The organism is Pantoea sp. S61 (assembly GCF_016625145.1).
Classification (GTDB): domain Bacteria; phylum Pseudomonadota; class Gammaproteobacteria; order Enterobacterales; family Enterobacteriaceae; genus Pantoea; species Pantoea rwandensis_B.
The window spans coordinates 24,706-49,495 of sequence record NZ_JACVUO010000020.1 but is presented as its reverse complement, the minus strand read 5'-3'; the positions used below and the strand labels follow the sequence as shown (position 1 = coordinate 49,495).

The 24,790-nt window shown below is 38.9% G+C and carries 23 protein-coding genes; 14 read left to right on the top strand and 9 right to left on the bottom strand.

All coding sequences use genetic code 11. From position 1 onward, the window contains the following. Positions 1–9: 9 nt before the first annotated feature. Complete coding sequence (gene rpoS, locus IAE30_RS25380) at positions 10–1,002, top strand: RNA polymerase sigma factor RpoS (protein WP_034822992.1); 993 nt, start codon at positions 10–12, stop codon at positions 1,000–1,002. Positions 1,003–1,114: 112 nt separating this feature from the next. Here rpoS and mutS read toward each other — a convergent pair whose 3' ends face one another. Continuing rightward, positions 1,115–3,676, bottom strand: coding sequence for a DNA mismatch repair protein MutS (gene mutS / locus IAE30_RS25375; protein WP_038645174.1), 2,562 nt, complete (start codon positions 3,674–3,676; stop codon positions 1,115–1,117). Between the two features lie 156 nt (positions 3,677–3,832). On the opposite strand from mutS, the gene IAE30_RS25370 reads away from it, so the two are divergent. From IAE30_RS25370 to IAE30_RS25325, 10 genes are all read left to right on the top strand, one after another. Next, positions 3,833–5,302, top strand: coding sequence for a tyrosine-type recombinase/integrase (locus tag IAE30_RS25370; protein ID WP_200681229.1), 1,470 nt, complete (start codon positions 3,833–3,835; stop codon positions 5,300–5,302). Continuing rightward, positions 5,299–5,892: a hypothetical protein gene (locus tag IAE30_RS25365; protein ID WP_200681228.1), complete on the top strand. Its 594-nt coding sequence runs from the start codon at positions 5,299–5,301 to the stop codon at positions 5,890–5,892. The genes IAE30_RS25370 and IAE30_RS25365 overlap by 4 nt, the downstream gene beginning before the upstream one ends. 169 nt (positions 5,893–6,061) lie before the next feature. Continuing rightward, a complete protein-coding gene (locus IAE30_RS25360) occupies positions 6,062–6,772 on the top strand; it encodes an ankyrin repeat domain-containing protein (RefSeq protein WP_200681227.1) in 711 nt (236 codons plus the stop codon). A 576-nt stretch (positions 6,773–7,348) separates the two neighbouring features. Further along, complete coding sequence (locus IAE30_RS25355; protein WP_200681226.1) at positions 7,349–8,551, top strand: site-specific integrase; 1,203 nt, start codon at positions 7,349–7,351, stop codon at positions 8,549–8,551. After that, positions 8,551–10,083, top strand: a complete 1,533-nt coding sequence (locus IAE30_RS25350) for a site-specific integrase (protein ID WP_200681225.1) — start codon at positions 8,551–8,553, stop codon at positions 10,081–10,083. The genes IAE30_RS25355 and IAE30_RS25350 overlap by 1 nt, the downstream gene beginning before the upstream one ends. Next, positions 10,076–11,377 carry a DNA-binding protein gene (locus tag IAE30_RS25345; RefSeq protein WP_200681224.1) on the top strand — a complete coding sequence of 434 codons (1,302 nt, stop codon included), beginning with the start codon at positions 10,076–10,078 and terminating at the stop codon, positions 11,375–11,377. The genes IAE30_RS25350 and IAE30_RS25345 overlap by 8 nt, the downstream gene beginning before the upstream one ends. Further along, positions 11,374–11,904 carry a hypothetical protein gene (locus tag IAE30_RS25340; RefSeq protein WP_200681223.1) on the top strand — a complete coding sequence of 177 codons (531 nt, stop codon included), beginning with the start codon at positions 11,374–11,376 and terminating at the stop codon, positions 11,902–11,904. The genes IAE30_RS25345 and IAE30_RS25340 overlap by 4 nt, the downstream gene beginning before the upstream one ends. Then, a complete protein-coding gene (locus tag IAE30_RS25335) occupies positions 11,885–12,307 on the top strand; it encodes a hypothetical protein (RefSeq protein ID WP_200681222.1) in 423 nt (140 codons plus the stop codon). The genes IAE30_RS25340 and IAE30_RS25335 overlap by 20 nt, the downstream gene beginning before the upstream one ends. A gap of 87 nt (positions 12,308–12,394) precedes the next feature. Next, positions 12,395–12,796 carry a hypothetical protein gene (locus tag IAE30_RS25330; protein ID WP_200681221.1) on the top strand — a complete coding sequence of 134 codons (402 nt, stop codon included), beginning with the start codon at positions 12,395–12,397 and terminating at the stop codon, positions 12,794–12,796. 155 nt (positions 12,797–12,951) lie between these two features. Continuing rightward, positions 12,952–13,275 (top strand): hypothetical protein, encoded by a 324-nt coding sequence (locus IAE30_RS25325; protein ID WP_200681220.1) that lies wholly within the window; start codon positions 12,952–12,954, stop codon positions 13,273–13,275. On the opposite strand, the gene IAE30_RS25320 is transcribed toward IAE30_RS25325, so the two are convergent. Beyond that, complete coding sequence (locus tag IAE30_RS25320; protein ID WP_200681219.1) at positions 13,272–14,090, bottom strand: DUF4225 domain-containing protein; 819 nt, start codon at positions 14,088–14,090, stop codon at positions 13,272–13,274. The two genes, IAE30_RS25325 and IAE30_RS25320, sit on opposite strands and share 4 nt — an antisense overlap. A gap of 82 nt (positions 14,091–14,172) precedes the next feature. Here IAE30_RS25320 and IAE30_RS25315 point away from each other — a divergent pair, with 82 nt between their 5' ends. After that, a complete protein-coding gene (locus IAE30_RS25315) occupies positions 14,173–14,655 on the top strand; it encodes a type VI secretion system tube protein Hcp (protein ID WP_200681218.1) in 483 nt (160 codons plus the stop codon). A 58-nt stretch (positions 14,656–14,713) separates the two neighbouring features. Here IAE30_RS25315 and IAE30_RS25310 read toward each other — a convergent pair whose 3' ends face one another. From IAE30_RS25310 to IAE30_RS25285, 6 genes are all read right to left on the bottom strand, one after another. Continuing rightward, complete coding sequence (locus IAE30_RS25310) at positions 14,714–15,358, bottom strand: EcsC family protein (protein ID WP_200681217.1); 645 nt, start codon at positions 15,356–15,358, stop codon at positions 14,714–14,716. A gap of 126 nt (positions 15,359–15,484) precedes the next feature. Beyond that, positions 15,485–16,075: a DUF4755 domain-containing protein gene (locus IAE30_RS25305; protein WP_200681216.1), complete on the bottom strand. Its 591-nt coding sequence runs from the start codon at positions 16,073–16,075 to the stop codon at positions 15,485–15,487. Positions 16,076–16,381: 306 nt separating this feature from the next. Further along, positions 16,382–17,512, bottom strand: coding sequence for a relaxase/mobilization nuclease domain-containing protein (locus IAE30_RS25300; RefSeq protein WP_370585637.1), 1,131 nt, complete (start codon positions 17,510–17,512; stop codon positions 16,382–16,384). A gap of 10 nt (positions 17,513–17,522) precedes the next feature. Then, positions 17,523–17,915 carry a hypothetical protein gene (locus IAE30_RS25295; RefSeq protein WP_200681214.1) on the bottom strand — a complete coding sequence of 131 codons (393 nt, stop codon included), beginning with the start codon at positions 17,913–17,915 and terminating at the stop codon, positions 17,523–17,525. Positions 17,916–18,423: 508 nt separating this feature from the next. Next, the gene (locus IAE30_RS25290) at positions 18,424–18,954 is read right to left on the bottom strand and encodes a hypothetical protein (RefSeq protein WP_200681213.1); all 531 of its coding nucleotides are present in this window, start codon (positions 18,952–18,954) and stop codon (positions 18,424–18,426) included. Between the two features lie 384 nt (positions 18,955–19,338). Beyond that, on the bottom strand, positions 19,339–19,590 hold the full coding sequence (locus IAE30_RS25285) for a hypothetical protein (protein ID WP_200681212.1): 252 nt from the start codon (positions 19,588–19,590) through the stop codon (positions 19,339–19,341). A 547-nt stretch (positions 19,591–20,137) separates the two neighbouring features. Between IAE30_RS25285 and IAE30_RS25280 the strand changes: the two genes are divergently transcribed. Continuing rightward, positions 20,138–21,922, top strand: a complete 1,785-nt coding sequence (locus IAE30_RS25280) for a DEAD/DEAH box helicase (RefSeq protein WP_200681211.1) — start codon at positions 20,138–20,140, stop codon at positions 21,920–21,922. Further along, a complete protein-coding gene (locus tag IAE30_RS25275) occupies positions 21,909–22,154 on the top strand; it encodes a hypothetical protein (RefSeq protein WP_200681210.1) in 246 nt (81 codons plus the stop codon). Before IAE30_RS25280 ends, IAE30_RS25275 begins: the two co-directional genes overlap by 14 nt. A gap of 113 nt (positions 22,155–22,267) precedes the next feature. On the opposite strand, the gene IAE30_RS25270 is transcribed toward IAE30_RS25275, so the two are convergent. After that, positions 22,268–24,598 (bottom strand): UvrD-helicase domain-containing protein, encoded by a 2,331-nt coding sequence (locus tag IAE30_RS25270; protein WP_200681209.1) that lies wholly within the window; start codon positions 24,596–24,598, stop codon positions 22,268–22,270. Positions 24,599–24,790 lie beyond the last annotated feature (192 nt).

Here is a 24,790-nt window from a genome sequence, read left to right as displayed (position 1 = left end):
GAGCCGCTTATGAACCAGAATACGCTGAAAGTTAACGAGTTACATGAAGATGCGGAATTCGAGGAGAACGGAGCTGAGGTTTTTGATGAGAAGGCTCTCGTTGAGAACGAACCTGGTGATAACGAAGTAGCTGAAGAAGAGCTGTTGTCACAGGGTGCGACGCAACGCGTTTTGGATGCGACGCAGCTTTACCTTGGTGAGATCGGTTACTCTCCACTACTGACGGCGGAAGAAGAAGTGTTCTTCGCTCGTCGAGCACTACGTGGTGACATTCCTTCTCGCCGCCGCATGATTGAAAGTAATTTACGCCTGGTGGTGAAAATTGCCCGTCGTTATAGCAATCGTGGTCTCGCACTGCTGGATCTGATTGAAGAGGGTAATCTCGGCCTGATTCGTGCCGTGGAGAAGTTTGACCCAGAACGTGGGTTCCGTTTCTCAACATACGCCACCTGGTGGATTCGTCAGACTATTGAACGGGCGATCATGAATCAAACCCGTACTATTCGTCTGCCGATCCACATCGTTAAAGAGTTGAATGTTTATCTGCGTACCGCGCGAGAACTTTCGCACAAGCTTGACCATGAGCCGAGTGCTGAAGAGATTGCCGAGCAGTTAGACAAGCCGGTTGATGATGTAAGCCGTATGCTGCGTCTCAACGAGCGTATTACCTCGGTTGACACACCGCTGGGTGGAGATTCCGAAAAAGCGCTGCTGGATATCCTGGCCGATGAAAAAGACAACGGCCCGGAAGACACCACGCAGGACGATGATATGAAACAAAGCATCGTTAAGTGGTTGTTTGAATTGAATGCCAAGCAGCGTGAAGTGCTAGCGCGTCGTTTCGGCCTGTTAGGCTATGAAGCGGCAACGCTGGAAGATGTGGGCCGTGAGATCGGGTTGACCCGTGAGCGCGTCCGTCAGATTCAGGTTGAAGGTTTGCGTCGTCTGCGTGAAATCCTGCAGACTCAGGGCCTCAACATTGAAGCACTGTTTCGCGAATAAGCTGTAACCGGCAATAAAAAACGGTGACCCCTGGGTCACCGTTTTTTTATGTGCGTTATCAGGCCGTTACGCTAATGAGCGGCGTCATTACCCGCCGATCATCAGAAGCGAACTAAACCAACGTTTTAAGGCGGTAAATCCACTCCAGCGCCTGTTTTGGCGTGAGGCTGTCCGGGTCCAATGCTTCCAGCGCGTCTACGGCTGGCGATGTTTCTGCCACCAGCAGCTGCATTTGCGACCCTTCTACAGTGGATGCCGCTGAACTGCCGGAGAGCGCTTCCAGCTCTTTCAGCTTGTTGCGCGCACGTTTGATCACGTCTTTCGGCACGCCCGCTAACGCAGCAACGGCTAAACCATAACTTTTGCTGGCTGCGCCATCTTGTACGCTGTGCATAAATGCAATGGTATCGCCATGCTCCATGGCATCAAGATGCACATTCACTACGCCTTCCATTTTTTCCGGCAGGGTCGTCAGTTCGAAGTAGTGGGTGGCAAACAGCGTCATTGCTTTGATGCGGTTTGCCAGACTCTCCGCACAAGCCCATGCCAGCGACAGCCCATCGTAGGTCGATGTGCCGCGACCGATTTCATCCATCAACACCAGGCTGTTCTCCGTGGCGTTGTGCAGGATGTTGGCCGTTTCCGTCATCTCAACCATAAAGGTTGACCGTCCAGACGCCAGGTCATCAGCCGCACCGACGCGAGTAAAGATGCGATCGATGGGACCCATTATGGTTTCTTCGGCTGGCACATAGCTGCCAATCCACGCCATCAGCGCAATCAATGCAGTCTGACGCATGTAAGTACTTTTACCGCCCATATTGGGGCCGGTGATGATCAGCATGCGTCGTTGATTTGACAACGATAGCGGGTTAGCAATAAACGGCTCTTTCAGGACCTGTTCCACGACCGGATGGCGGCCTGCGGTGATGCGAATGCCCGCTTTTTCCTGCAACACCGGGCGGCAGTAATTCAGTGTCCAGGCACGCTCTGCCAGGTTAGCCAGCACATCCAGTTCAGCCAGTGCCGCCGCACTGATCTGCAGTGCTTCAAGGTGTGGCAGAAGACGGTCGAGCAACGCCTCGTACAGTCCTTTTTCCAGCGCCAGCGCTTTCCCTTTCGAGGTCAGTACTTTGTCTTCGTACTCTTTCAATTCAGGAATGATGTAGCGCTCGGCGTTCTTCAGCGTCTGGCGGCGTACATAGTGAATCGGCACCAGGTGACTTTGGCCGCGGCTGACCTGAATGTAGTAACCATGAATTGCGTTAAAACCTACCTTTAAAGTATCCAGCCCTAGCTTCTCTCGTTCGCGAATTTCCAGGCGGTCGAGATAATCAGTGGCACCGTCTGCCAGCGCACGCCATTCATCTAATTCAGCGTTATAACCGGGCGCAATCACACCACCGTCACGCACCAGCACGGGAGGGGATTCAATGACGGCTTGTTCCAGCAGCTCGCGCAATTCAGTAAACTCACCCATCTGCGAACGCAAATTGACCAGTTGAATCGCCTCGACATCTTCCAGCTGCTGGTTTAATTCCGGCAGTTGCTGGAATGCATGTCGCATGCGAGCTAAATCACGCGGGCGCGCGGTGCGCAGTGCCAGACGCGCCAGGATGCGTTCCAAATCGCCCACCTGGCGCAGTACCGGCTGCAGTGCTTCACTCAGGGATTGCAGTTCGGCAATCGATTCCTGGCGACGACTGATGGTGGTGACGTCGCGCAGTGGCATATGCAGCCAGCGCTTCAGCATACGGCTGCCCATCGGAGTCACGGTTTTATCCAACACTGCTGCCAGGGTATTTTCGGTACCGCCGGCCAGATTTTGCGTGATTTCCAGGTTGCGGCGAGTGGCTGCATCCATGATTACGCTGTCCTGCTGGCGCTCCATACTTAACGAGCGAATATGTGGCAGGGAGGTGCGTTGGGTATCCTTGACATATTGAAGCAGACAACCTGCAGCGCGTAGCGCCAGATGAGCCTGTTCAACACCAAAGCCGCTGAGATCACGCGTGCCAAATTGCAGGTTTAATTGCTGGCGTGCGGTGTCGATTTCATATTCCCATAGCGGACGACGGCGCAGACCACGGCGCTGATCGATCAGCGCCATGGCCTGGAAATCTTCGGGATAGAGCAGTTCGGCAGGATTAGTGCGCTGGAGTTCTGCCGCCATGGTCTCCTGATCGACCGGTTCGCTCAGGCGAAAACGCCCCGAACTGATATCGAGGGTGGCATAGCCAAACCCGCGCTGGCTCTGGAAGATTGCCGCCAGTAAGTTGTCCTGACGCTCCTGCAGCAGCGCTTCATCACTGATGGTGCCGGGCGTCACAATGCGCACGACTTTACGCTCAACCGGTCCTTTGCTCAGTGCCGGGTCGCCAATCTGCTCACAGATCGCCACGGATTCACCGAGCTGGACCAGTTTTGCCAGATAACCTTCAACAGCATGATAGGGCACGCCCGCCATCGGGATGGGTTCACCCGCTGACGCGCCGCGTTTCGTGAGTGAAATCTCCAGCAGTTGTGATGCTCGCCTGGCGTCGTCGTAGAACAGCTCGTAAAAATCGCCCATGCGATAAAACAGCAGGATTTCGGGATGGTCAGCCTTCAGGCGCAGGTATTGCTGCATCATCGGCGTATGGGTAGAAAAGTCCTTGTCTACAGACTCTTTCATATTGAATTTACTCATTTTTATGGTTTTAGAAGTACTCAAGTGGCCCCATGTGAAACCATGATAAACCCATCTAAATCCGAAAATTTGTATGCCAGATGTATTCTAGATACTATCCAGAATACAACATGTCACTTTGGTATACATGAGGCGAAAATCGTGAAGATGATTCTGAGTCAATCCATAGTAATCAACAAGTTGTCTATTGAGACAAAACCCGAGTTTGATTCAGATGGACGAATTATGTATGTGCCTAATGTATCTGGTAAGCCGTATCTTATCACTGACAGCCACCGTGATTCACCAGTTGGCTTTGGTGTTAAGATCAGTGCCACAAAGAAAACCTATATCATTCAAAGAAGGGTTTCGGGCGGGGGCAGAATCCCCTCAGAAGGGAAGCCGCCTACACAGGTCATCAGGGCAACGATAGGCAATGTATCGGATTTCGCTTCGATTGATCAGGCTCGTGAGGTTGCAAGAACCTACGCCCAATCAATGAAATCTACCAAAAGAAATCCAAATGTAGTGAAGCGAGAGGCTGATATTGCTGAACTGACCCTAAGTGAGATTTTTGCCCAATACCGACAGCATCTTCTTGGACGAAGTAAACCCGCTAAGCCAAACTCAATCCGTGTCTTGAACAAAGCGGAGCAGAAGCTCAACGAATGGGAAAGGTATAGAGTTCGTGACCTCTCTGCAAACATCATCCTAAAAAAGTTTGATGAGATAGCCTCAAAGACTAGAACGACGGCCGAACACACTTTCCGTTGGGCAAATGTGGCTGTTCAACATGCAATAGACATAGAGGCAATGAATGCTCAGAGTCAGCAACGACTGCCTGTTCTGACATACAACCCATTCTCTGTGCTCAAAGTGCAAAAGAAATACCGAAGTCGCTCTGAACTGGAAGAAAGCTATCAGTCAAAAGGTGTGAGAAATCCGCTTTCCGCAAAAGATACATTGGGTAAATTTCTTGATGCTTTACACAACAAAAGAAGCTTCAACCGCCTTGGTTGCGATTACCTCCTGCTAACGGTGTTACTGGGTGCGAGAAAGGAAGAAACGGCTTCTCTCTGCTGGAGAGAGGAGCTATCAGTAGAAGAAGCGAAGACTACGAGCTATGTAGATTTGATTAATAGAAAAATTTTCTTCTTTGATACCAAGAACAGGACGAATCATGAGCTTCCCATCTGTGATGCTGTCAGATGTTTATTAGAGGAAAGAAGGGATATCGTTTTAGATAAAGAAACAACAGCGAGTCGAAGGAAATGGGTCTTTCCAGCACGGTCTCCACGAAGCCAAGCTGGCCATTACAGCGACAGTAAAAGCCTCAGGGAATATCTTTGTGCTGAAGCTGGGATCGTTAAGCTCGGAACTCACGACCTAAGAAGGACATTTGGTCGTATAGCAGAGGAGCTTGCTTCCTATGCGGTCGTAAAAAAGCTTCTGAACCACCTTAATACGACAGATCCTACGGAAAGATATGCAGAGCCTGACAAAAATCGTGTGTACGAAGCACTTCAACGGATTGAGTTACATATACTGATGACTGCGCCAAGGTTATATAATAATTTACTGGCTTCGGCAAAATACCCACCAATACCTGAATATTCTGGAAAGCAAGCATGAGTGCTATTGAAACCTTGAGAGAGATGTCAGAGGTCTGGAGTTTGTTTAGTGACATGCCAGACGATGCCACTATCGGAGTGGATTTAGCGGCACTTTACTTAGGAGTAAGTGTTAAAACACTTGCTCGTTACCGTCAGAATGGTGATGGTCCGCCCTATGTTCAGTATCAATCTTCAGATAGCAAAGCCCGAAATCAGCGAGTGAATTATTTACTCAGTGACCTAAGGACTTGGCGAAATGGTCATAGAGTGAATAGCACCATGCAAGCTGCTCAAGTTAGAGGCTTAGCATTTACTTCATTAAACGATTTAGCTAAACCTCAGCCTTTTTGGGTTGATACTCATGAAGAAAAAATTATAGGGCATGCTCTTGTCCTGACTGATAGCATCTTCAAAGAGTGCTTGAAAAACTTAAACTGCGAAGTAATTTGGTTGAATATTGAGGAGGTATTATCTAAACAATGGAATCAGGCTAATGAGAGAAGAGTCTGGCATGATCTTTTGCTAGAAACTATCAAAGAGACCCTTATAAAAACTATAGCTCAACAAGAGAAACATGACATATTGAAGAGTCTAAATGATGATAAATAAAAAAGCCATTTTTAATAATTAGCAAAATAGAATGTTTGTTATCTAATAGCTGGAGAAGGAATTTTTTTGCTAAATGATAATTAAATTTCATTGACATGAGGAATTAATATGATAATCCTTTTGAATATATTAATGGTGGAGTATATGACTTTATTGAAGTGAGGTGGAAATGGAAAAGAGTATATTTAATATTAGAACGGAAGATGAATACTTATTTTATAAAAATGAAATAGACATAAATGAACTGGATGATACTGGTTCAAATGCATTATTTTATTCTGATTATGGAAAAGACTATGGTAAAACTGAATGGCTGTTAAAAAACGGGATAAACTTTAATGTTGTAAATAAAGCAAAACAAAATGCACTTTTTTTTTGTAATTATGAAAAGGCTAAGTTACTCATTGAGCATGGTATTGAGGTAAATCAAGTAGATGTTAATGGCGAATCTCCTTTATTTAGAGCAGTAGCCTCATCCAATACAGATACTTGCCAACTACTAATTGATAGTAAAGCTGACATACATAAAATAAATAATCAAGGTGAGAATGTTGTCTTCTATGCATCTCTTAAAGCCTTAAGGTTGCTTTTAAATCTTGGGATCAATATTAACCAAATAGACCAGAATGGAAACAATGCTTTAATAAGTCTGGACACAGGTATGTATGACTGCCTAAAAATAGCGAAATGCTTGGTAGGGGCAGGGATTAATTTTGAAATATTCGAGAGGGACCCCTCAAAACTAGATTGGATAGACTCCTGTTCAGTAAGAGAACATGTAGTCCAATGCATTTCGAAAAAAGAAAATAAACACATAAATAAAATAATCAAGAAGAAGAAGTTTTCATGCGAGGATGTTGAAAAAAGAAAAAGGTTATGAGCAAATTCATGATCGCTTTCTAAAAAAATCCGGTAATTTTAATCGGGTTGTAATTATCTATCTTAATGATGGTGTTATTCTCATTGGCTCAATATTTCTATGCTTGAAAGGTAGGGAATATTAAAGGTTATTGATGCTGACTTTCTTTTGAAATGCGAAGGGATCTAAAAAATATTCATTTAAATTTGACTAATTTGGTTTGTATGATAGATAACTATAAATGAGAGCGAGTAAATTTAATCTTTTGCTTTAGATAAAGCGCAAGTTTTTAAGGGGAATTAGATATCAAACTTGCGAAATATTTTACAGTTTTTCTAAGAAAGATAGTTGAGGCAAGGCTTAGGATTGAAAATTAGTAGTATAAGGTAAACAGAAAAGACCTTCTATCTACCTTATACATAAATGCAATAAAATATTTAGATCCACTTGATATTACTGATTTTTTAAGTAAAAGATAATAATTTCTTTGCAATATAATTATAGGTCATTTTCTATGTAGGTTATACATATACCTATTTTGCAAGATTTTTTAGAAAAAAATGGAACTGAAATAATGTAAATAAAATAAGGAGACATATGGATAGAATAGTAATTAATACAATAAAAATGGATACAGGGGAGAGATTTTGCATAATCACTGATAAAGTTTCAAAAATGCCACTTTATTATCCATGTTTATATATATCATCAGAATTAAGAAAGAAGAACGAATCTATTTCAACTATCGAGCTACATTCAGCGAGTATAGCTTTGTTTTATAGGTTTTTAAATTTTAAGAAGATAGATATAGAGGCAAGGATTAGAGCAGCAGAGTTTCTTAATCTTCAAGAGATTGATGGACTAAAAGAATTTATAACTAAGAGAATGAAAAAAGAGAAGGTTGCAAATCTTGATAGTGGGTGCAGGGTTAATAGTAATACTCAGTACTTCAGATTAACAGCAATTATTAAATATCTTGAATGGTTATGTGACTTCTTCACAGTGAGTTATAAAAAAGATCACAAACTTATTGAAAAATTCATTGCGAAATTGAAAAGTCATAGACCTAAGATCAGATTCAGGAACCAAGATTCAGCAAAAGATAGAAACCTCAATCAAAATCAAATTAATATTTTGTTTGAGATTTTGAAAATAGGTTCAGAAATGAATCCATTTAATTCTGATGTTCAAAGGAGAAACAGACTAATGATACTGATTCTTTATAACTTGGGATTGAGGGCAGGAGAGCTACTAAACATCAAAATCGAAGATATTGATATAGGTTCTCAGACAATTTTTATAAACAGAAGAGCTGATGATCCTCATGACTCAAGGATTAAACAACCTCTCGTTAAAACATTAAGTAGGAAGTTGTCTATATCTGATAACTTAAGTCAGGAAATTTCCAATTATATTAAAATTGAAAGAAGAAAGCACAGAATGAAAAAGGATAATGGTTATCTTTTTATTTGTCATAAAAAGGGAAATACGTTTGGAGAACCATTATCTATTCAGGCATATCATAAAATCATTAATGCCTTAAGGATATCTTGCCCCGAACTTTCCAGAATGACAGGGCATAAGTTAAGACACACCTGGAATTATGAATTTTCTTCAAAGATGGACCGCATGGAGAGTCCACCAAATCAATATGAGCAAGAACAAATGAGGTCTTTACTCATGGGCTGGAAAGAGGGTTCGGGGACTGCTTCTACTTATAACAGAAGATTCACCGAAAACAAGGCCGCAGAGTTAGCTCTGAATATGCAGAAAGATATGATCAATAGAGGAGGTGTTTAATGTTAAAAGTATATGTTAATAGTGAAGATAATGAGAGCGCTTATGAAGCTAAAACTAAAGGTTATTACTTTTCCCTAAATGATGAGGCATGGAGGCTAAGCCGAAATGTGACGGTAAATGTTAAAATGGTTAAGGATGTAATTGATAAAGAATTAATGGAAGGATATTTAAAGGTGCTTAAATATCTGGCTTGTGAGTTAAGTCCTGCTACAGTTAAATTAATAAATAATAATTTCAGGAGGTTTATTGTAATTGTAGATCCAAAGCGAGTTGATGAGTTTTCCCTTGTGAGGTTTAGAGGATCTGATGGCAAGAACAATAATATTATGTCATCGGTAAGGATACTCATAAAAAAATGGTATGAATTGGGCTACTCTGGAATAGATGAAGATGCATATGATTTCTTGTGTAAATTGATAATCCCTGACAATAAAAAAGGAGAAGTTGTAAGAAGAAGAGATCAAGTTAAAGGCCCATTTACTGATATCGAATTACAATCTTTTCTTGAAGCTTGCTATAGAGCATATGACAAGGGGAACATAGATATTACACAATTAGCAATGGCTTTGCTGATAAGCGCAACTGGAAGAAGGCCACTACAGATTTCACAGATGAAGGTATCTGATATAAGAAGGTTAAAAGTAAATGAGAATAGCTATTCTTATGTCATTAGCATCCCAAGGATAAAACAAGGCTTGGGATTCAGGGAAGCTTACAGGAATTTTCAAGTGACAAAAGAATTATACGATTTACTCCGTAAGCAGTGCGATTTGAGCCTTGAGCAAACACGTAGCATACTTAAAAGAGAGCTAACTAACAATGAGATTGAAAATACACCGCTATTTATATCAATGCAGAAGTTAGAAAGCTTCAAAATCAATAAGGAATTGAAAGAGATATTTGTATCGGATAAAGTGCACGAATACTCTGTAAAGATAAATAATACACTTGGTTTTATTGCTGAAACAGAAAATGTTATTTCGGAAAGAACTTATGAAAGATTAAATGTAAACCCTCGACGATTTCGTTATACGGTTGGCACAAGAGCTGCGAGAGAAGGTGCCAGCGAATTAGTTATTGCAGAACTATTAGATCACTCTACAACTAAATATACGGGGGTATACGTTGAATTTAATGCTGATCATGTTGCAAGAATTGATGAAGCAGTGGGAAATCATATGAAAAAATATGCTGGTTTTTTTCAGGGTAAAATTGAGGGTGATGACTCAATAAAGAAAAATGAATTAGCAGTTAGGGATTTATCAGGGGAGGTCACTGGAGCATGTGGTGGTTGTAAATCATGTCAGGCTAATGTTCCAGTCCCTTGTTATACCTGCCATCACTTTCGCCCATTTATTGATGCACCACATATAGAACTACGAGATCATTTATTAAAACAAAGAGAAAGAATCATGACTGATACTAAGGATGAGACTATGAGTAAAACACTAGACAGAACAATAATGGCTGTCGAAGAAGTAGTAAAAAAATGTGAGACTTTGAAATTAAAAAGGAGCAATAGATATGAATGAAAATGATATAATTAATTTTAGGAATAAAACAGAAATCTTAGCAGGGAGAAATCTTAACGAATTTATTCTAAATTGTAAAGAACAACTAAGTGGCAATCTACTTGATAACAACTGGGAGAGTAATCATTGGAAGAAAATATTTAAATTTTCAAAATTTAAGATGAAGAATGTTAAGTTGGACTCGTTCAGTAAAGCAGAAGATCTTGATTCCTCTTACATTGGATTTTGCAAATCATATGTGGCTTATATTTTTTGCTCTAATTTTAAAGGATTTGATAAACTAACTTTTCCAATTGTGCTTAGGATGATTGAAAGAAATTTATTAGTTTTTACTGGGTCTGGTGACATAAAATTACTAAACCCAGTCATTCTCGATGAGTGCTTGTCCGACATTAATGAAAATTACACTAATGGAGTTACATATAGTTGTGGTAAATTTATGGAGAGATTGGTTGCTTTCCTGAATGAGAAAGAATTCCTTAATTGTGGACTAATGAAGTGGAGTAGTTACATCAGACCACCTGAATCAAGGCTGTCGATCTCTGAAAATGCAGACAATGCCAGATTAGCGAAACTGCCTAATGAAAAAGCATTACGAGCAATTGGTGAGATCTTTTCTATGCATGATTATGACCTTCACGAAAGAGACCTGTTTGTTACTTCAGTGTTTGCATTGCTGATGTGCGCACCCAGTCGTATAACTGAAATATTATCACTTAGAGCTGATTGTGAAATTGTTGAAAAGAACAGGGAAGGAAAGGAATGCTATGGCCTGAGATTCTATTCATTGAAAGGTTTTGGGGCAAACATTAAGTGGATACCTGAAATTATGGTTCCTACTGCCAGACTTGCAATTAAGAGATTGTTAAAGTTATCTGAAAATTCAAGAGCAAGAAGTAAGATGCTTGAGGAAGAGATGAAAAAACAAGGAGGCGGAGAAATCTGGTTTGATAAGGAAAAGGATGTTCGCTTCAGTAATGCTCTTTGTGCTCTATTCGATAATCAGCTCAGCATGAAACGTCAAACTGGTAATGATTTGTTTAAGATAACAAATACCTTCTTCTCCAAAGAGTTAGGCTATTCAAAAATCAGTAAGCATAAGAATCTTTTCGAAAGGCATGGTTATCACGATGAGGATAATAAACCATTATTTCTCAGAACTCATCAAGCAAGACATTTACTCAACACTCTCGCCCAGAGAGGAGGCCTTGGAGAACTGGACATAGCAAAGTGGTCAGGAAGAGTATCAGTCACACAAACAGAGTTTACAACCACATCACTGAAGATGAAATGATTGAAAAAGTGAAAGCTCTGGGGATTAATCAAAATAACACAATTCCCTGCGATAGTGATGTGAATGAGAACTTTGAAATTTCAACTATTCATGAATTAAAAAATAAGTTAGATCATGGTGCTGTTCATACTACTGAGTATGGATATTGTGTACATGATTATACTTTTGCTCCCTGTGGCAAATACTTTGATTGTATCAACTGTAGTGAGCAGGTATGTGTCAAAGGGGAGAAGCAGAAACTCGAAAGGCTCAGGTCCTTACTTGATACGACCGAAGACCTCGTTGATAAGGCTAAAGAAGCTATCGGTGAAGAGGAACTTGGAGCTGACAAGTGGTATCAGCATCAAACCAAGACACTTGAAAGAGTGAAGGGGATAATTGCATTGATGGAAAACCCCGAACTGCCTGATGGTTCGCTTATAAGAACACATGGTGACGATTTTTCACACCTGTCCCGTATATTAGTAATGAAGAAGGATGACAAGATAATAAACAAGGAGAACAATAATGGCGAAACACCTAACTAATAAAGATCTACAAATAATTATAAATTCTATAGCAGGATGGCAAAGTTTAAGGCATGGGAAGTTTACTTGGGAAAACCTTTGTGACTCGGTTGCCGAACTTCTTGGTAAGAGGCCAACAAGACAGTCTCTCAGCCAGCATAAAGAGATAGTGAGAGCTTTTGAACTTCAAAAGAAAAACATAAAATCTGGAGTATCTGAAGTTAAAAGACCTGCAAACCTGAACATTGCATCTCAGCAAATTAAAAACTTGCAGTTGAAAAATGAATCGCTTAAAGAAGAAGTCAGAGTCCTAAAACAGCAGTTTGTGATATGGCAATATAATGCCCATAAACATGGAATCAAAGAACATCAACTGAATGCACCCTTAACGCCAATTGATAGAGAAAAAACTGATAAAGAGTAATGCTATTCATGTTGTAAAAGTTGATTTTAAATGAGAATGCGTTATAAGTATTATGTCACGGACGACAAATTTGCAAGGATGCTTACTATGAATGGATTACAAAGATATTTGCCAGATCAAAGGTTTTTGATTTTACTTAATAGATTCATTGTTAGATATGATGAGTCTGAATGCAATAAAGAAAAGATTGTTAAGGATGCATACTTATTTTGTGTGGGATACTTTTTAAAATATCAATCTGACTATGAAAATCACCATTTAGCCGGGTCAAGTAATATCCTGGCAGTTTTAACTTCGGCTTTACTAAGCCCTAACTATCATACAATACCTTCAACTATAGGCCTTGAGAGGGTACTATACTTTTATAAGTTCATAGTTGAGTATGTCATTTGGAATGAATATGAGGCTGAGAAAACATTCAGAAGTCAAAAGAAGAGTTTTGAGTATAGGCCTGAAGTTAAATGTCAGAGAAATAAAGTGAGAAAATAATACTCGGTTTTCTACATCGCAAATAAGCTATAATGTATAAGCCACATTTCCTATAAACCTTAACTTATGTTGTGCACTCTGCATACGGAACATGTGGCACCTGTCCCTTGAATGGTGTAATATCTTATATATATAATTCAGCTTGGGATTGTGCAATGAATGATTACGAACAAAAACTTTTGGAGAATGGTTTTTCTGCAAAAGATATTGGTAAACTAAAAAGTATCATTAAAAGAGACGAATCTCAGACAGACTCACTCAAGAGCCTTGTTTTGGATTTGAGTAAGCGATTCTGGGGCGGGGTTATTTGCATTGCTATCATCGCGTCTGTCTTTGCATACGGCATCTATAAAGGACACAATGAGAGCTTGGTTTCATATTGTATCGTTCTTATCATAGGGGTGATGATCGTTTATTTTGTTATACCTCTTAATCTTGCCTGGAAAGCTCACTGTTTTATTAGAAAGAACAGAAACTAGTTACCTTCTTTTTTATCATTCATTTGCTGAAGATTTAGCCCTATTCCTGCCCCTTTGATCGCTGCTCCGGCTCCTTTGAGGGCAAGAGCAGGCTTACTCATCACCTGAACTTTGCGATAGTAATCAGTTGGAAGATATTTGAATAACCGCCACGATTCTGGCTTTAGGGTCAGCTTAAAAATTCCGTAGTAAGAAGTGGTCAGGTCCACAACTTGATATGCAAGTAAACCAAGACGAGAGTCAAAGCCAAAAAACTCCGCAGTGTCTTCGTAAACTTCTTTTACCGGATTGGACGGATTAGCTATACCCCTTAACTTGTCAATGCTCTCAATCGTAGAGCCTGCTCCGTTTGCGACCAGCGCTGAACCCGCCAACATACCTACAATATTGCCTGTTGCTAACGAACCAGCAAAAACCCCTACACCAGCGACCATCTGAAGTGTTCCCAGTACGACCCCTATACCATCTATCACATAACCGATGATTTTCTCATTGTCGTGATAAAACTTAACAGATGCTGAAATCGTGGCTTGCCCTGAACGAATCATTCTATCTTGCAGGGTGAGGTTATGTGCTTCTTGTTTCAAATTTTGTATGCATTCCTGACACTGCTCATCACTGGTAGCAGATCGGATAGTATTTAGTTGAAGATTAGCAAAGTCCCTAACTTCATCATGGAATTTCATTCTGAGCTTTCCATCTTTAAGATGAATAAGCGAAATGTTATTAGCTAGGCTTACTAGTTGATTTGCTTGAAGATTACCCATAGTGAGGAAGTAATCCGAAAATCTGTTCTTATTCCAGTAGTTGTCCATAACATTACCTTTATGTAAACATAGCTTTCAGTTAACAGTGTTAATCAGATCCTAAAATAACTGGAGTTGGAAAGGAAGACAAATGAGTATTGATCTTTTTCTCAAAATTGAAGGCATTACAGGTGAATCACAAGACTCAAACCACAAGGGGTGGATTAATGTCGATTCCTTCACTTGGGGAGCCAGTCAACCTGGCAACATGAGTGTTGGTGGAGGTGGCGGTGCCGGGAAAGTGCACTATCGTGATCTAACTGTTCAAACTCATATCGACAAGGCTACTCCAGCAGTGATGAAGTATGTTTCATCTGGTAACCATATCAGTAAGGTCGAACTCTCCGCTTGTAAGGCAGGTGGTAGTCAAACCGAGTATTGCAGGATCACACTGGAAGATGTGCTTGTTACTAATGTCCTCTTTAACGGAGCGATACACTCCGAAATTCTGAGTATGTCTTATCAATTTCAGGCATCCAAGGTCAAAATTCAGTATTGGGAACAGGCTTCCTCAGGTGGCAAAGGGGCAGAGTCACAATCAGGATGGGATATCAAAAGTAATAAAGAAGCTTAAGGGAAAGCTTGTATCGGAAGCAGTGGTTCACACACACTGCTCCTGTTAAAAATTCTATCTATTCTGCTAATACACTTTTTTCGATAAAAGTTTTACGAGCAACATTCCCAACTATGTTTGTTGAAACTCCATCAAACGTCCCGCCGATTATACCTCCGACAAGGGGGATCATTTTTCCTAAGTTGATAGCTCCTTTCTCGCCAAACTTTGTTAATAATCTGAATCCTACTTTTTTGTTAATGGCAAATATTGTTTCTTTCGAAATACTTTTGATTAACTGAGTTGACATTTTTGAACCAACGACAATCCCTGTTCCTTTGAGAATATCTTTCGCTGCATTCCCAACAAGGCAACTGTAAACGAGGCTTCTCACACGATCATCTTTCACATCCCATCCACCCATTATCGCAAGTGAGGTTATCATTCGGATCTGAACATACAGGACAGTAGCGATACTTGCCGGGACTGCTACAGGTAGAGTCACAATACCACCGAGTCCTGACAGAAATCCTGAGGTAACCGACTTAGTGTTTTGCCATCTAATAAGAGAATTAGCTTGGTCAACAAGAGTGCCATCACCTTTTAAATAGCTACCTGCCATTTCATAAGCTGAATCTATTCCTGGTATACTCCCGTCCAGAGCCTTGTCGTAAGCCCAGTTAAGGACCTGCATAATTTTGCCTTCATTGATTTTTTCAGCCACTTTAAATTTCCTTATTAACATTTGATTATAAGTAACTGTTATCGGCATTGTTAAATTTTTCTTTATGAAATTTTAAATGGAAAAAGCCAGCAATTAGCTGGCTTTTGTTTGTGTCAAAGTAGGTTATTAATGGTGTAAGTTATTAACTACCTTGTCAAAAATGTGCATCCACCGCTTGAGTTGCAGTTCCGTATCACGGATACCTTCCTGTGAGTTGAAGTCACCCTTTTGAGGAAAGAACCTTACCCGCCATTCTGGATATTGAACATCGTCTACTGCGATGTAAAACCCTGATTCTCTAAAGTCATGGGTGCGGTCGAGTTCTCTATCCAGGCCTGTTCTTTGTCTTGTGGTAGACAAGTTGTATCTCCACTCCTTGACCGCAGAGAAGGGATAGGTCTTATGTTTATTCTCTTCCCTGAGATGAATCAATCCTCTGTGCTGGTCGAGCTTCATTGAAGTAGGGCCAAATTCATGGCTCCACATCCCGTCCTGCTCGCCAAAATGGTCCCTGGTGCTGGCATTCCACTTTTTGATGCGGAATTTTTTATAAGCAAACATCAAGAGCATGATGCTTGCGAAAACCCAAATAAGAGCGAGTTGCACTAATCCTCTCATACCCAAGAAGTAGAAGATGACAATTGGCAGAGCGATGGCAATCCATACTCGTTTCATCATCAGGAAATTAGGCTGCTTTACTTCAGTCATTGTTGTCATAGAACTATCCAGTATTGTTTCGTTGGATTCAGAACGCACGCATCCATCAGCTTATTTTGCTGATAAATCAGTGAGCTATATCGCTTTGTTTGAAGTTACATTACGGCCAGTAATGAGTGTCTAGCAAATCATTTGTACCGATCGATTAGATCTTTTTGATAGTTATAAGCTATCATGATAGTAAAATTGATCTGTAAAAACGATCGATCGGTTTTTCCTATCAATATGATTATTAATAAGAATAGATAGCGCATTTGACTTAATGTTTAGTTTTAAACTACTGATAACTAGCAGGTTAAGAACACATCAGATAGAAAATTTTTTCTGACTAGTGGCGATTTCTTTGGTGGCCGTGAGCGATTTTGTCTCATGACTGCTTTGGTAGGGAGTAACAAAGTGAAGGGGTCTCATCTTGATTAACGGCTTAAGGAGGCTCAGACCCGTTGCTTTCAAGGCTTGGATAATCTGCTTCAGGTATGGGACCCATAGTAGCCAGCGAACCTTGTCTTTCTGTTTAGTATTCGTCTCATCAATTAGTGGGATAGCCGGGGAGTGGAACACAGGCGCGTCTTCTATGTTCGTCAGTCTTTCCATTGCTCCTGACTCCTCCTCAGGCAACTCTGTATCGTCCACCACCTGAGGCTCGACAGCAGGGGTAAGGATAACCCTCTTACTCAGGCTCGACCATGAGTAGGCTTTACCTAACTGAGATGCTTTGATGGCGATTCCTGCATACTCAAATGAGAAACCATTCATTTTACCCGTTGAAGCAATGCTCGCTTTGGCTGTTATATTTTGCTTACCGACTTCATAGATGAAATCGTCAATGGTGATGGTGCCATAGAAACTGAGCACTGCCTCAATTGCTTCCTGGATGATTTTCTTTGGAGCTTTATTGCCTGTCCTTGCTTCCATCATTTCTTCATTCCTGCCAGTTTTCCTGACTTTGGGTGTTGAAGGAGGAGATGGACCTTTGGTTCGTGTGAGCTGATGATCCCGCTCAAGCTCTTGAATGATTCTGGTGCTGATGAGGTTCTCATTTCTACCGAGGTAGAGCTGGCCATCAGGTATACGGATGCGAGAAGCAATTATATGTATGTGCTGGCCGGCCTCGTCATCATGGAGGACATAGCAACGGAGATGAGTATCACTGAAGCCCATTCGCTTCATATAGTCGTCAGCCACAAGCTTCCATTGCTCATCAGTGAGTGAATCTCCTATAGGAAGGCGAAGAGAGTTGTGCCAGACAGGTTTCTGCACATCTTGGCGAAGCTTCTGTGTTCGTATGAACTCAACGGTCATCTCATCGACAGATAAGCCAATCATGTTACCACCGATTATCACAGGAGCTGTTTTGTGATGAGATGCTGGGGCAAGTGCATATGAGACAACACCTCTGAAGCACCTACCCCTGCGGATCTTTTGCATTCCTTTCACGAGCGGAAAATCACTTATCGAGTGAGAGCAGGGCATCTCTCACATGAGATAGCTTCAGCCTGAGAGTATCGACCTCATTACTCAAAGGCTGAGCATCAGATCCGCGACGAATAAGAAATGAAGTGAGGTTATTCAACATTTGCAGAGAAGCCGTCAGTTGATGCCAGGCTTCTTTGTTCACCTCTGGAATTGAGGGAGGCAATTGCTTGAGAGCTGAAGATCTCAGCCAACAGCTCCTGCTTAGCTGTCCTCTGGACTGGTTTAGCTTGCTCAGCTCAACCTCATTTAATCTGACAGTCACAGAGTATCTGCGAAGACGATTAGGCGGTAGCTTCTTTGCAATAGGATCATTGGTAAACGAACAAGGAAACTCATCATCGAAAATAATATTTAATTTTTCCATATCAACTCCTTTTAATATTTAGGCTTAATAGCAAATCCATGTGCTATATATAATAAATACCATAAAGATCAATGGTGTCAATGGTTTGGCATTTGACTGTGGGGTGGCTTTTATCTTTCTTTTTCAACCGAAGGGCGGAAAAAGCAAGGCAACTGAGCATCGCTCAGTTAGCCCTTGCTTGAGGATAAATATAAATAAGTGGCTCTTGACAAATTAATAAAATGAACTTTAATGTCTTTAATTTTATAGGGGGCTAATATGAAGACAAAAAATATCTTGCGTTTGATTTCAAAATTTTCACCAATACTTGTAATATCTTATTTTATAATCGTAGTAATTTATTTAAATTTATCTCCGGATTTTGATTTATCTCAACTTGATAGATTAAGTTTATATTTCAAATTCCTAAGTTTATCAGTTGTTTTTTCTGTTTTTTTACTGCCAATTGCCATGATATTTAAAGGTGTTTTTAAGTAAAATGCTATTGCATACTAAACTTTATGGCTATCTAAGTAGAGTCTTTTTTCGATTGTTCTCTGTAAGATCTTATGTTTTCAATACTTTCTGAAATGGTAATGAATGCCTTGATAAAGAGAAAGAATACGTAAAATGATAGAGCTATGTATGCAGTCCCGCTTTGTAGAAAATAGGAGAATGGGTCATAACGACTATGTGGAACTGTTTTTATTACAGCAAAAAAAGCCACGATTGCCGAAATCAAATAAAGAAAAGAATCATTGATCAGTTTTATCACATCTCTTTGTTTTTTCTCTTTAGATGAGATATAAATCCCAAAAAAATAGATGGCTGGCAATGGAAGGATTAATAATAAATATGGAGTATACGGTTTGTTATGACCTATCTTAATTATTGAGAATAGAATACAAATAATAATATAAGCTAATATGACTAAATAGAAATGCCACATAAAATTTTTAGGGAGATTTTCCTTCTTCTTGGTCAGTATTGAAGCTATAGGTTTTGCTTTTTTTATTTTGCTCAATGCAAGATTAAAAATTTTTTTAATATTTTTTAGCATGTTACCTCCATCTTGTGGGTCAAGACCTGCTTTTTAAGAAGTGATAAATTCATTCTATGAAAAAAGTTCAATTATAGAACCTCCAGTTTATATTCAATGCTTAAGCCAGTAAAATAGTGAAAATTGAATAAACGAAGATGCACATTTTAAAACTGATGCTTTCGAGAAAATATTCATTATCAACCATGATGGTTTTATTTTGTATTAATTGCCCACCTATCTATCACTTTAAAATAGATAGGAATTTAGTGGGAAGTATTGGGGTTTTTTACACTCTAAGTTATCAGCGCCATCATAGTAGCCTATTTAAGTGATGAGATTTCTTCTTTTTCTCTGGCTTTTTTTAAGCTTATACTGAGCATTACCAACCTCGTATCGGATTAACTAATAGGTCGAATAAAGGTGACTGACACAGGTGCCACACACTTTCCTGCCAATACTTGCTATTTTTTTTCTGGCTTCATCTTCAGACTTACACGCAAATTTATTACGTTTTGAGTCTACATTAGACATCTGTTTACAAATCGATTTTTTATTTGAAGTGCACTTAAATTGAGGGTTTTCTTCATACATCACTCCTTCAAAAAGATGCAATTCGCCTGATTCATTATGCTCTTTCAGAGTGTAAGCCTTCATGCTGTTCCTTAATATCAATCTGGTTAAAATTTACACGTTTTTGGATTTGTTACTGACCCAAAACACTCTAGCATTAGAAATTCTTAATTTAATGGCTTGATTTTACTCAGCTAATGCTTTAGAACAAAAAAAATCGCATTCAAGCCGAGGCCCACCAAAGCATTAAAGGAGATTAATCCTAAAAAGTAAAGAATATAATATGCTTGCTTATCATCATCTTATGTTTTAAAGCTCGTTTTTTTGCTCTGTACTATCAGTTCTATACTTATCCGTGAGCATGATTTTCAAGATAAATGGTCTTTCTGGGAATGGTAAAAAAAACTTGACAAAAGTTATAATATTAGTGCTTTAGCATAAACGGTCTATAAGGATGAATTCTCCTGCTCATTAAATTTGACGAGGTTAGGAATCATTTATTCACCGAGTTTATATTTTCGAGAATGAGGTTGACTTCGAGTTCGAAACTTTTAAATATTTGAATTTAAGTTAAGTCAAGGCATGTTCAGTATGTATAGTTTAATTAATATATAGATATGGAGATTGTTATATGTCATTCAAGATAAAAGATATATCTGATAACAAAAAACTGAGAAGACCTCAGGTTGAAGCTTTCAATCTAATAAGTAAACATTACGGAAATGACGGTAATAAAGAGATTGGGATTATACTTCCTGTTGGATGCGGAAAATCAGGTCTAATATCTATCACACCATATGCCTCTGCTACTAGCCGCGTTTTAATCATAGCGCCAGGCCGAAAAATTAGAGACCAATTAGCTAAGGATATGAAGTTCAGTGAGCCAGACAATTTTTATCACAAATGTGATTTCTTTAGTGACCTAGCAGATTTCCCTGAGGTCTCAATCATTGAAGGTGGAGGAAAAACAAATATTCATGATATTTTGTCAAGTGATATTGTTGTTTCAAACATTCAACAAATCTCGGGTGATGATAACAAATGGCTTGAAAAACTCGAAAATGACTTCTTCGATTTAATTATTGTTGATGAAGCTCATCATAATAAAGCAACTACATGGGTTAAAGTAAAAGAAACCTTTCCAAACGCAAGAGTGATTAACTACAGCGCTACTCCAATGAGAAGTGATGGTCAGTTAATGAGTGGAGAAATAATTTATAGCTTCCCGGTTATAGAAGCAATAAGAGAAGGCTACATAAAAAGGCTTCACGCCAAAATGATTAGTCCATCAAAATTAGTTTATATCGACAAAAGTGGTAGTGAAATAACTTTAACAAGTTCTGAGGATATCAAGCGATTAGGAGAAGAGGAAGCCTCATTTAGGCGAGGTGTTTTGATGTCTGATGAAACCTTGTGCACCTTGGTTGAACTATCTATTAAAGAGCTATTCAGATTACGTGAAGAATCAGGGGAAAATCGATTAAAAATAATTGCTTCAGCACTAAATTACAGTCATTGTATTCAAATAAAAGAAGCTTTTCTTGCAAGAAATTTACGTGCCGACTATGTTCATTCAAATGAAGAAAGCTCAGTAAATGATAAGGTTTTTGCTAAGTTAGAGAACCATGAGTTGGACGTTATTGTGCAATCTAAAATGCTTGGTGAGGGATTTGACCATAAATTTCTTTCTGTAGCTATGGTTGGTAGCATATTTTCAAATCTTAGTCCCTTCGTTCAATTTGTTGGTCGTATAATGAGGGTAGTTAAACAGAACTCACCGGGGAATTTAGTCAATACGGGAGTGGTTGTTTTTCATGTTGGCGCAAATATAGCTAATAGGTGGAGCGATTTTAGAAATTTTAGTCAAGCTGACCAAAATTTCTTTGCAGATTTACTTCCTGAAATTGACGATGTTCAATTTAATCCTGACGGGACAAGTGATAAAGACCCTGGTGGAGAAGGAGGAAATTACAGCCTTATTCCGGTAGAAATTACCAGTTCTGATGGTGTCACTGCATCTGAACTTGATCCTATTGGTGATGTACAAGAGCTTAAGAAAGAGCTTACTGCTTTGGGAATCACTGCCACTGAAGCAATAGATATTTTAAGGAAAAGCAGACTAAGTAAACAAGATCAAAGAAGGGCAGGTAGACAAGCGATAAATGATCTGGCTAATCATTTTGCAGGATTATTAATCAATCAATTAGGTTTGAAATCTAAGGCTAGAAACTTCGATAAATCACAAGACAATTACACTTGGGCTGTTAAAGAAATACATAAAAGAGTTAATAATCATATAGGTTGCTCAGCCGGGGATAGAGAAAATCTTAGTTTAGAACAGATAGAAGAAGCTAAAGTTGCTATACCTAATATTGCCGATGATATGAAACAGGAATGGGAAAATGGCGAAATTTAAATCACTTATAATTGGTGCACAGTTAGAAGTGGCGTCAAGAAAAACTACTTGTAAACATAATAAAGAACATATTATCAGTAATGGAGAATTCAGACTTAAAGTAAAAAATTCCACACAAGGCCAATCATATTATTGTATTAATTGTGGTAATGATATGATTGTTCAAAGTAAAAAGAAACTTGAGGATTTGGAGCAACAACTTAAAATGTTAAATTATAACTCAGGTTCATGAGGTTGTATATTCAGTAGATTTTTTTCTGTTAAATTTATAAAAAAATAAATGTTAATATGTGTAGCCTCTAATCCTTAGAGGCTACATAGAAATTTTAAGGAATGCTATTCAGGCTACTTAAATAAAGAAAATGCACCATCACTTTCTTTGGGCGCAAACCAGAAAACTCTCTTGATTCCTCTTGTTATTGCAACATATGCTAAACGATATGACTCATCAGTTATCACTTGGTCGTAGCTATGCTTAAAATAAGGTATTTGTCGATAAACCTCATTTCTAAAAACATGACCAGTAAGAGCTTTGCTGTCATCAAAAATTACGCACACCTCACCTTGCAAGCCTTTTGCCTTGTGAACAGTTAAAAAGCTAATCCCATTTTCGTCATTATATTTTTTAATATATAGGTCTTTTATCATATCTAAAGTTTTATTAGTTCTACTTAAGACGATAACATGAGTCTTATCTTTTTTCGTTTGTGCTTTAACTAAAGTTACTTGACGGTGAATTAACTCTATTGCATTTTGTTTCCATAATTCTTGATTTTTGTCATCATACTCATAGCACACAACCCCATGCTCATCACCATCACCTATTCTGCATGGTAAAGATACTTTTTGTATCTTACCTTTAACAAGCTCCATCATTTTTTCAGCATCGGTTAAAATTTTCGAATCAGAACGATAGTTTTCCATCATCATGACAGTGTGGTGATTTTTTAATTTACTATGAACTGGGAAGAAACCAGAGAAGTTCATGAATATGTCTGGCGAACTCCCCCTCCATGAATAAATTGACTGCCAATCATCACCAATAGCCATTATAGTTGGTTTTCTGGCTAAAATTGCATTTTCTCTCTGTACTGATTTAAGCCAGTAAGCAATTTGTGGAGAAATATCTTGAAACTCATCTACCAAAAGATTCTCAAATCTCAGGTATTTATTAGCAAATAAACTCCTACGCTGTTTTAATACCGACTCATTTGAAAATATCATAAACATTCTGTTAAACGTCATAATGTTGTTTTTATGGAGTTCATCTTCAAATGCTGGCCAAAAAATCCCCAACGCATTAGAGAAATAGTGTTCAACACCTTTCTCTCTAAGTTGCATTTTAGATATTGTCGGCACTACCTCTTTTCCCAAACTTTCAATAAAAGAACCTTGATCATATAAAAGTTCAAGAATGTTAGAGTCTGAAATCTCACCATTAAGTTTTACAGAGAAATTACTTGGTGCCTCACCCGTTTCGAAAGTGTTTAGAAAGTTTGTTACGGAGTTTATCTTAGATTCACTATTAAGAAATATTGAAATTTTTGTGTTGTAACCTGAAGTTATTTTATTTTTAAAATATATAGCTTTACACAATAATATTATTTTTTTCTGATCTGCTTCGGTATCATCGAGTAATTCTTTATCGTCATATAGCTTTTCATTTCCAATCTTACCAGATAAGAAAACGGGCATTTTATTATGTTTAATATATCCATTAGAATAAAAATATCTTCCATTGACACTAAAGCATTGCATAGGTTCAGGCACAATGCCTTTAATCGGCCATTTTCCTTCTTTTTGCCAAAGTTCGTTGATTTTATTAACTAATGCAAGGTCTCTTTCGGCGGAATAATTTATAAGCCAATCTCTATCTTCATTTTTATCAAGTTTTGCAGAGGCAGTTATGGATAAATTAAGAAGAGTATCTATGGATTTTTTAAAATGTCCATTTTTGGAGTATAAGTCAGTGTATACCTTTTTTAATATTTCAACTTGCGCTTGACTTTTTCTTCCTAGTGGAAGCTCTAAGGTTGTTTCATCTTCATCCGGTTTATTACCAAGGAAGTCAAAAACATTCAAACCTGGCATAGAGCTTATAGAGAATCTATAAATTAGCGAATGAAAAGTATTTACGATAGACGCTAATTTTTCTGTATCAATTTTTTTGTCCCAAAATTGAAAAACTTTTATAACTTTTTCCGTTAGTTCTTCACATGATTTCTTAGTGAACGAAATTACAGTTATTTTACTAAGTGGAATACCCAGATAAAAGTGCATGAAAACTAAACGAAGAACTAATGTCGTTGATTTTCCTGAACCAGCTCCAGCAACAACGCACGTAGCTGGATGATCTGAAAAAATCATGTCCCATTGGGAATTTGACGGGGTGCTTATTATTCCACCATCTGTTGCAATCTTAACTTTCTCGAACATTATTTTTTTAAATTTTTCCTCAACACCAATTAATTCTGGTCCATAGATTGAATTGTCAATTGGTGACATAACTACATCATCAAGTTCGTTTTTGATAATGTATTTGAGTGTCCCGTTCTGATAGCCTTTTGAATAACCGTTATACTTACCGTGCCTGAATCCTTTCTTATAGGATCGACGAATCATTGATTTTATGCTTTTATAAAAAGTACTTAAAAGCATTTTCTCAATAACTTTCATATTTATTTCCACACTTCGTTAATTATAAAAATATTACGCGATGATACTTTTGTGTGTTAACAATGTAAATAATAGAGCTTGAAAAGGATATTTTGACTTTGATCAATGCGTTCTAATGAATTTAAAGATGTTTTATGAGAAATTCCAGCATAAAATGCTTGCGACTTAGTGCGGGTCACAGCTTTAAATGAA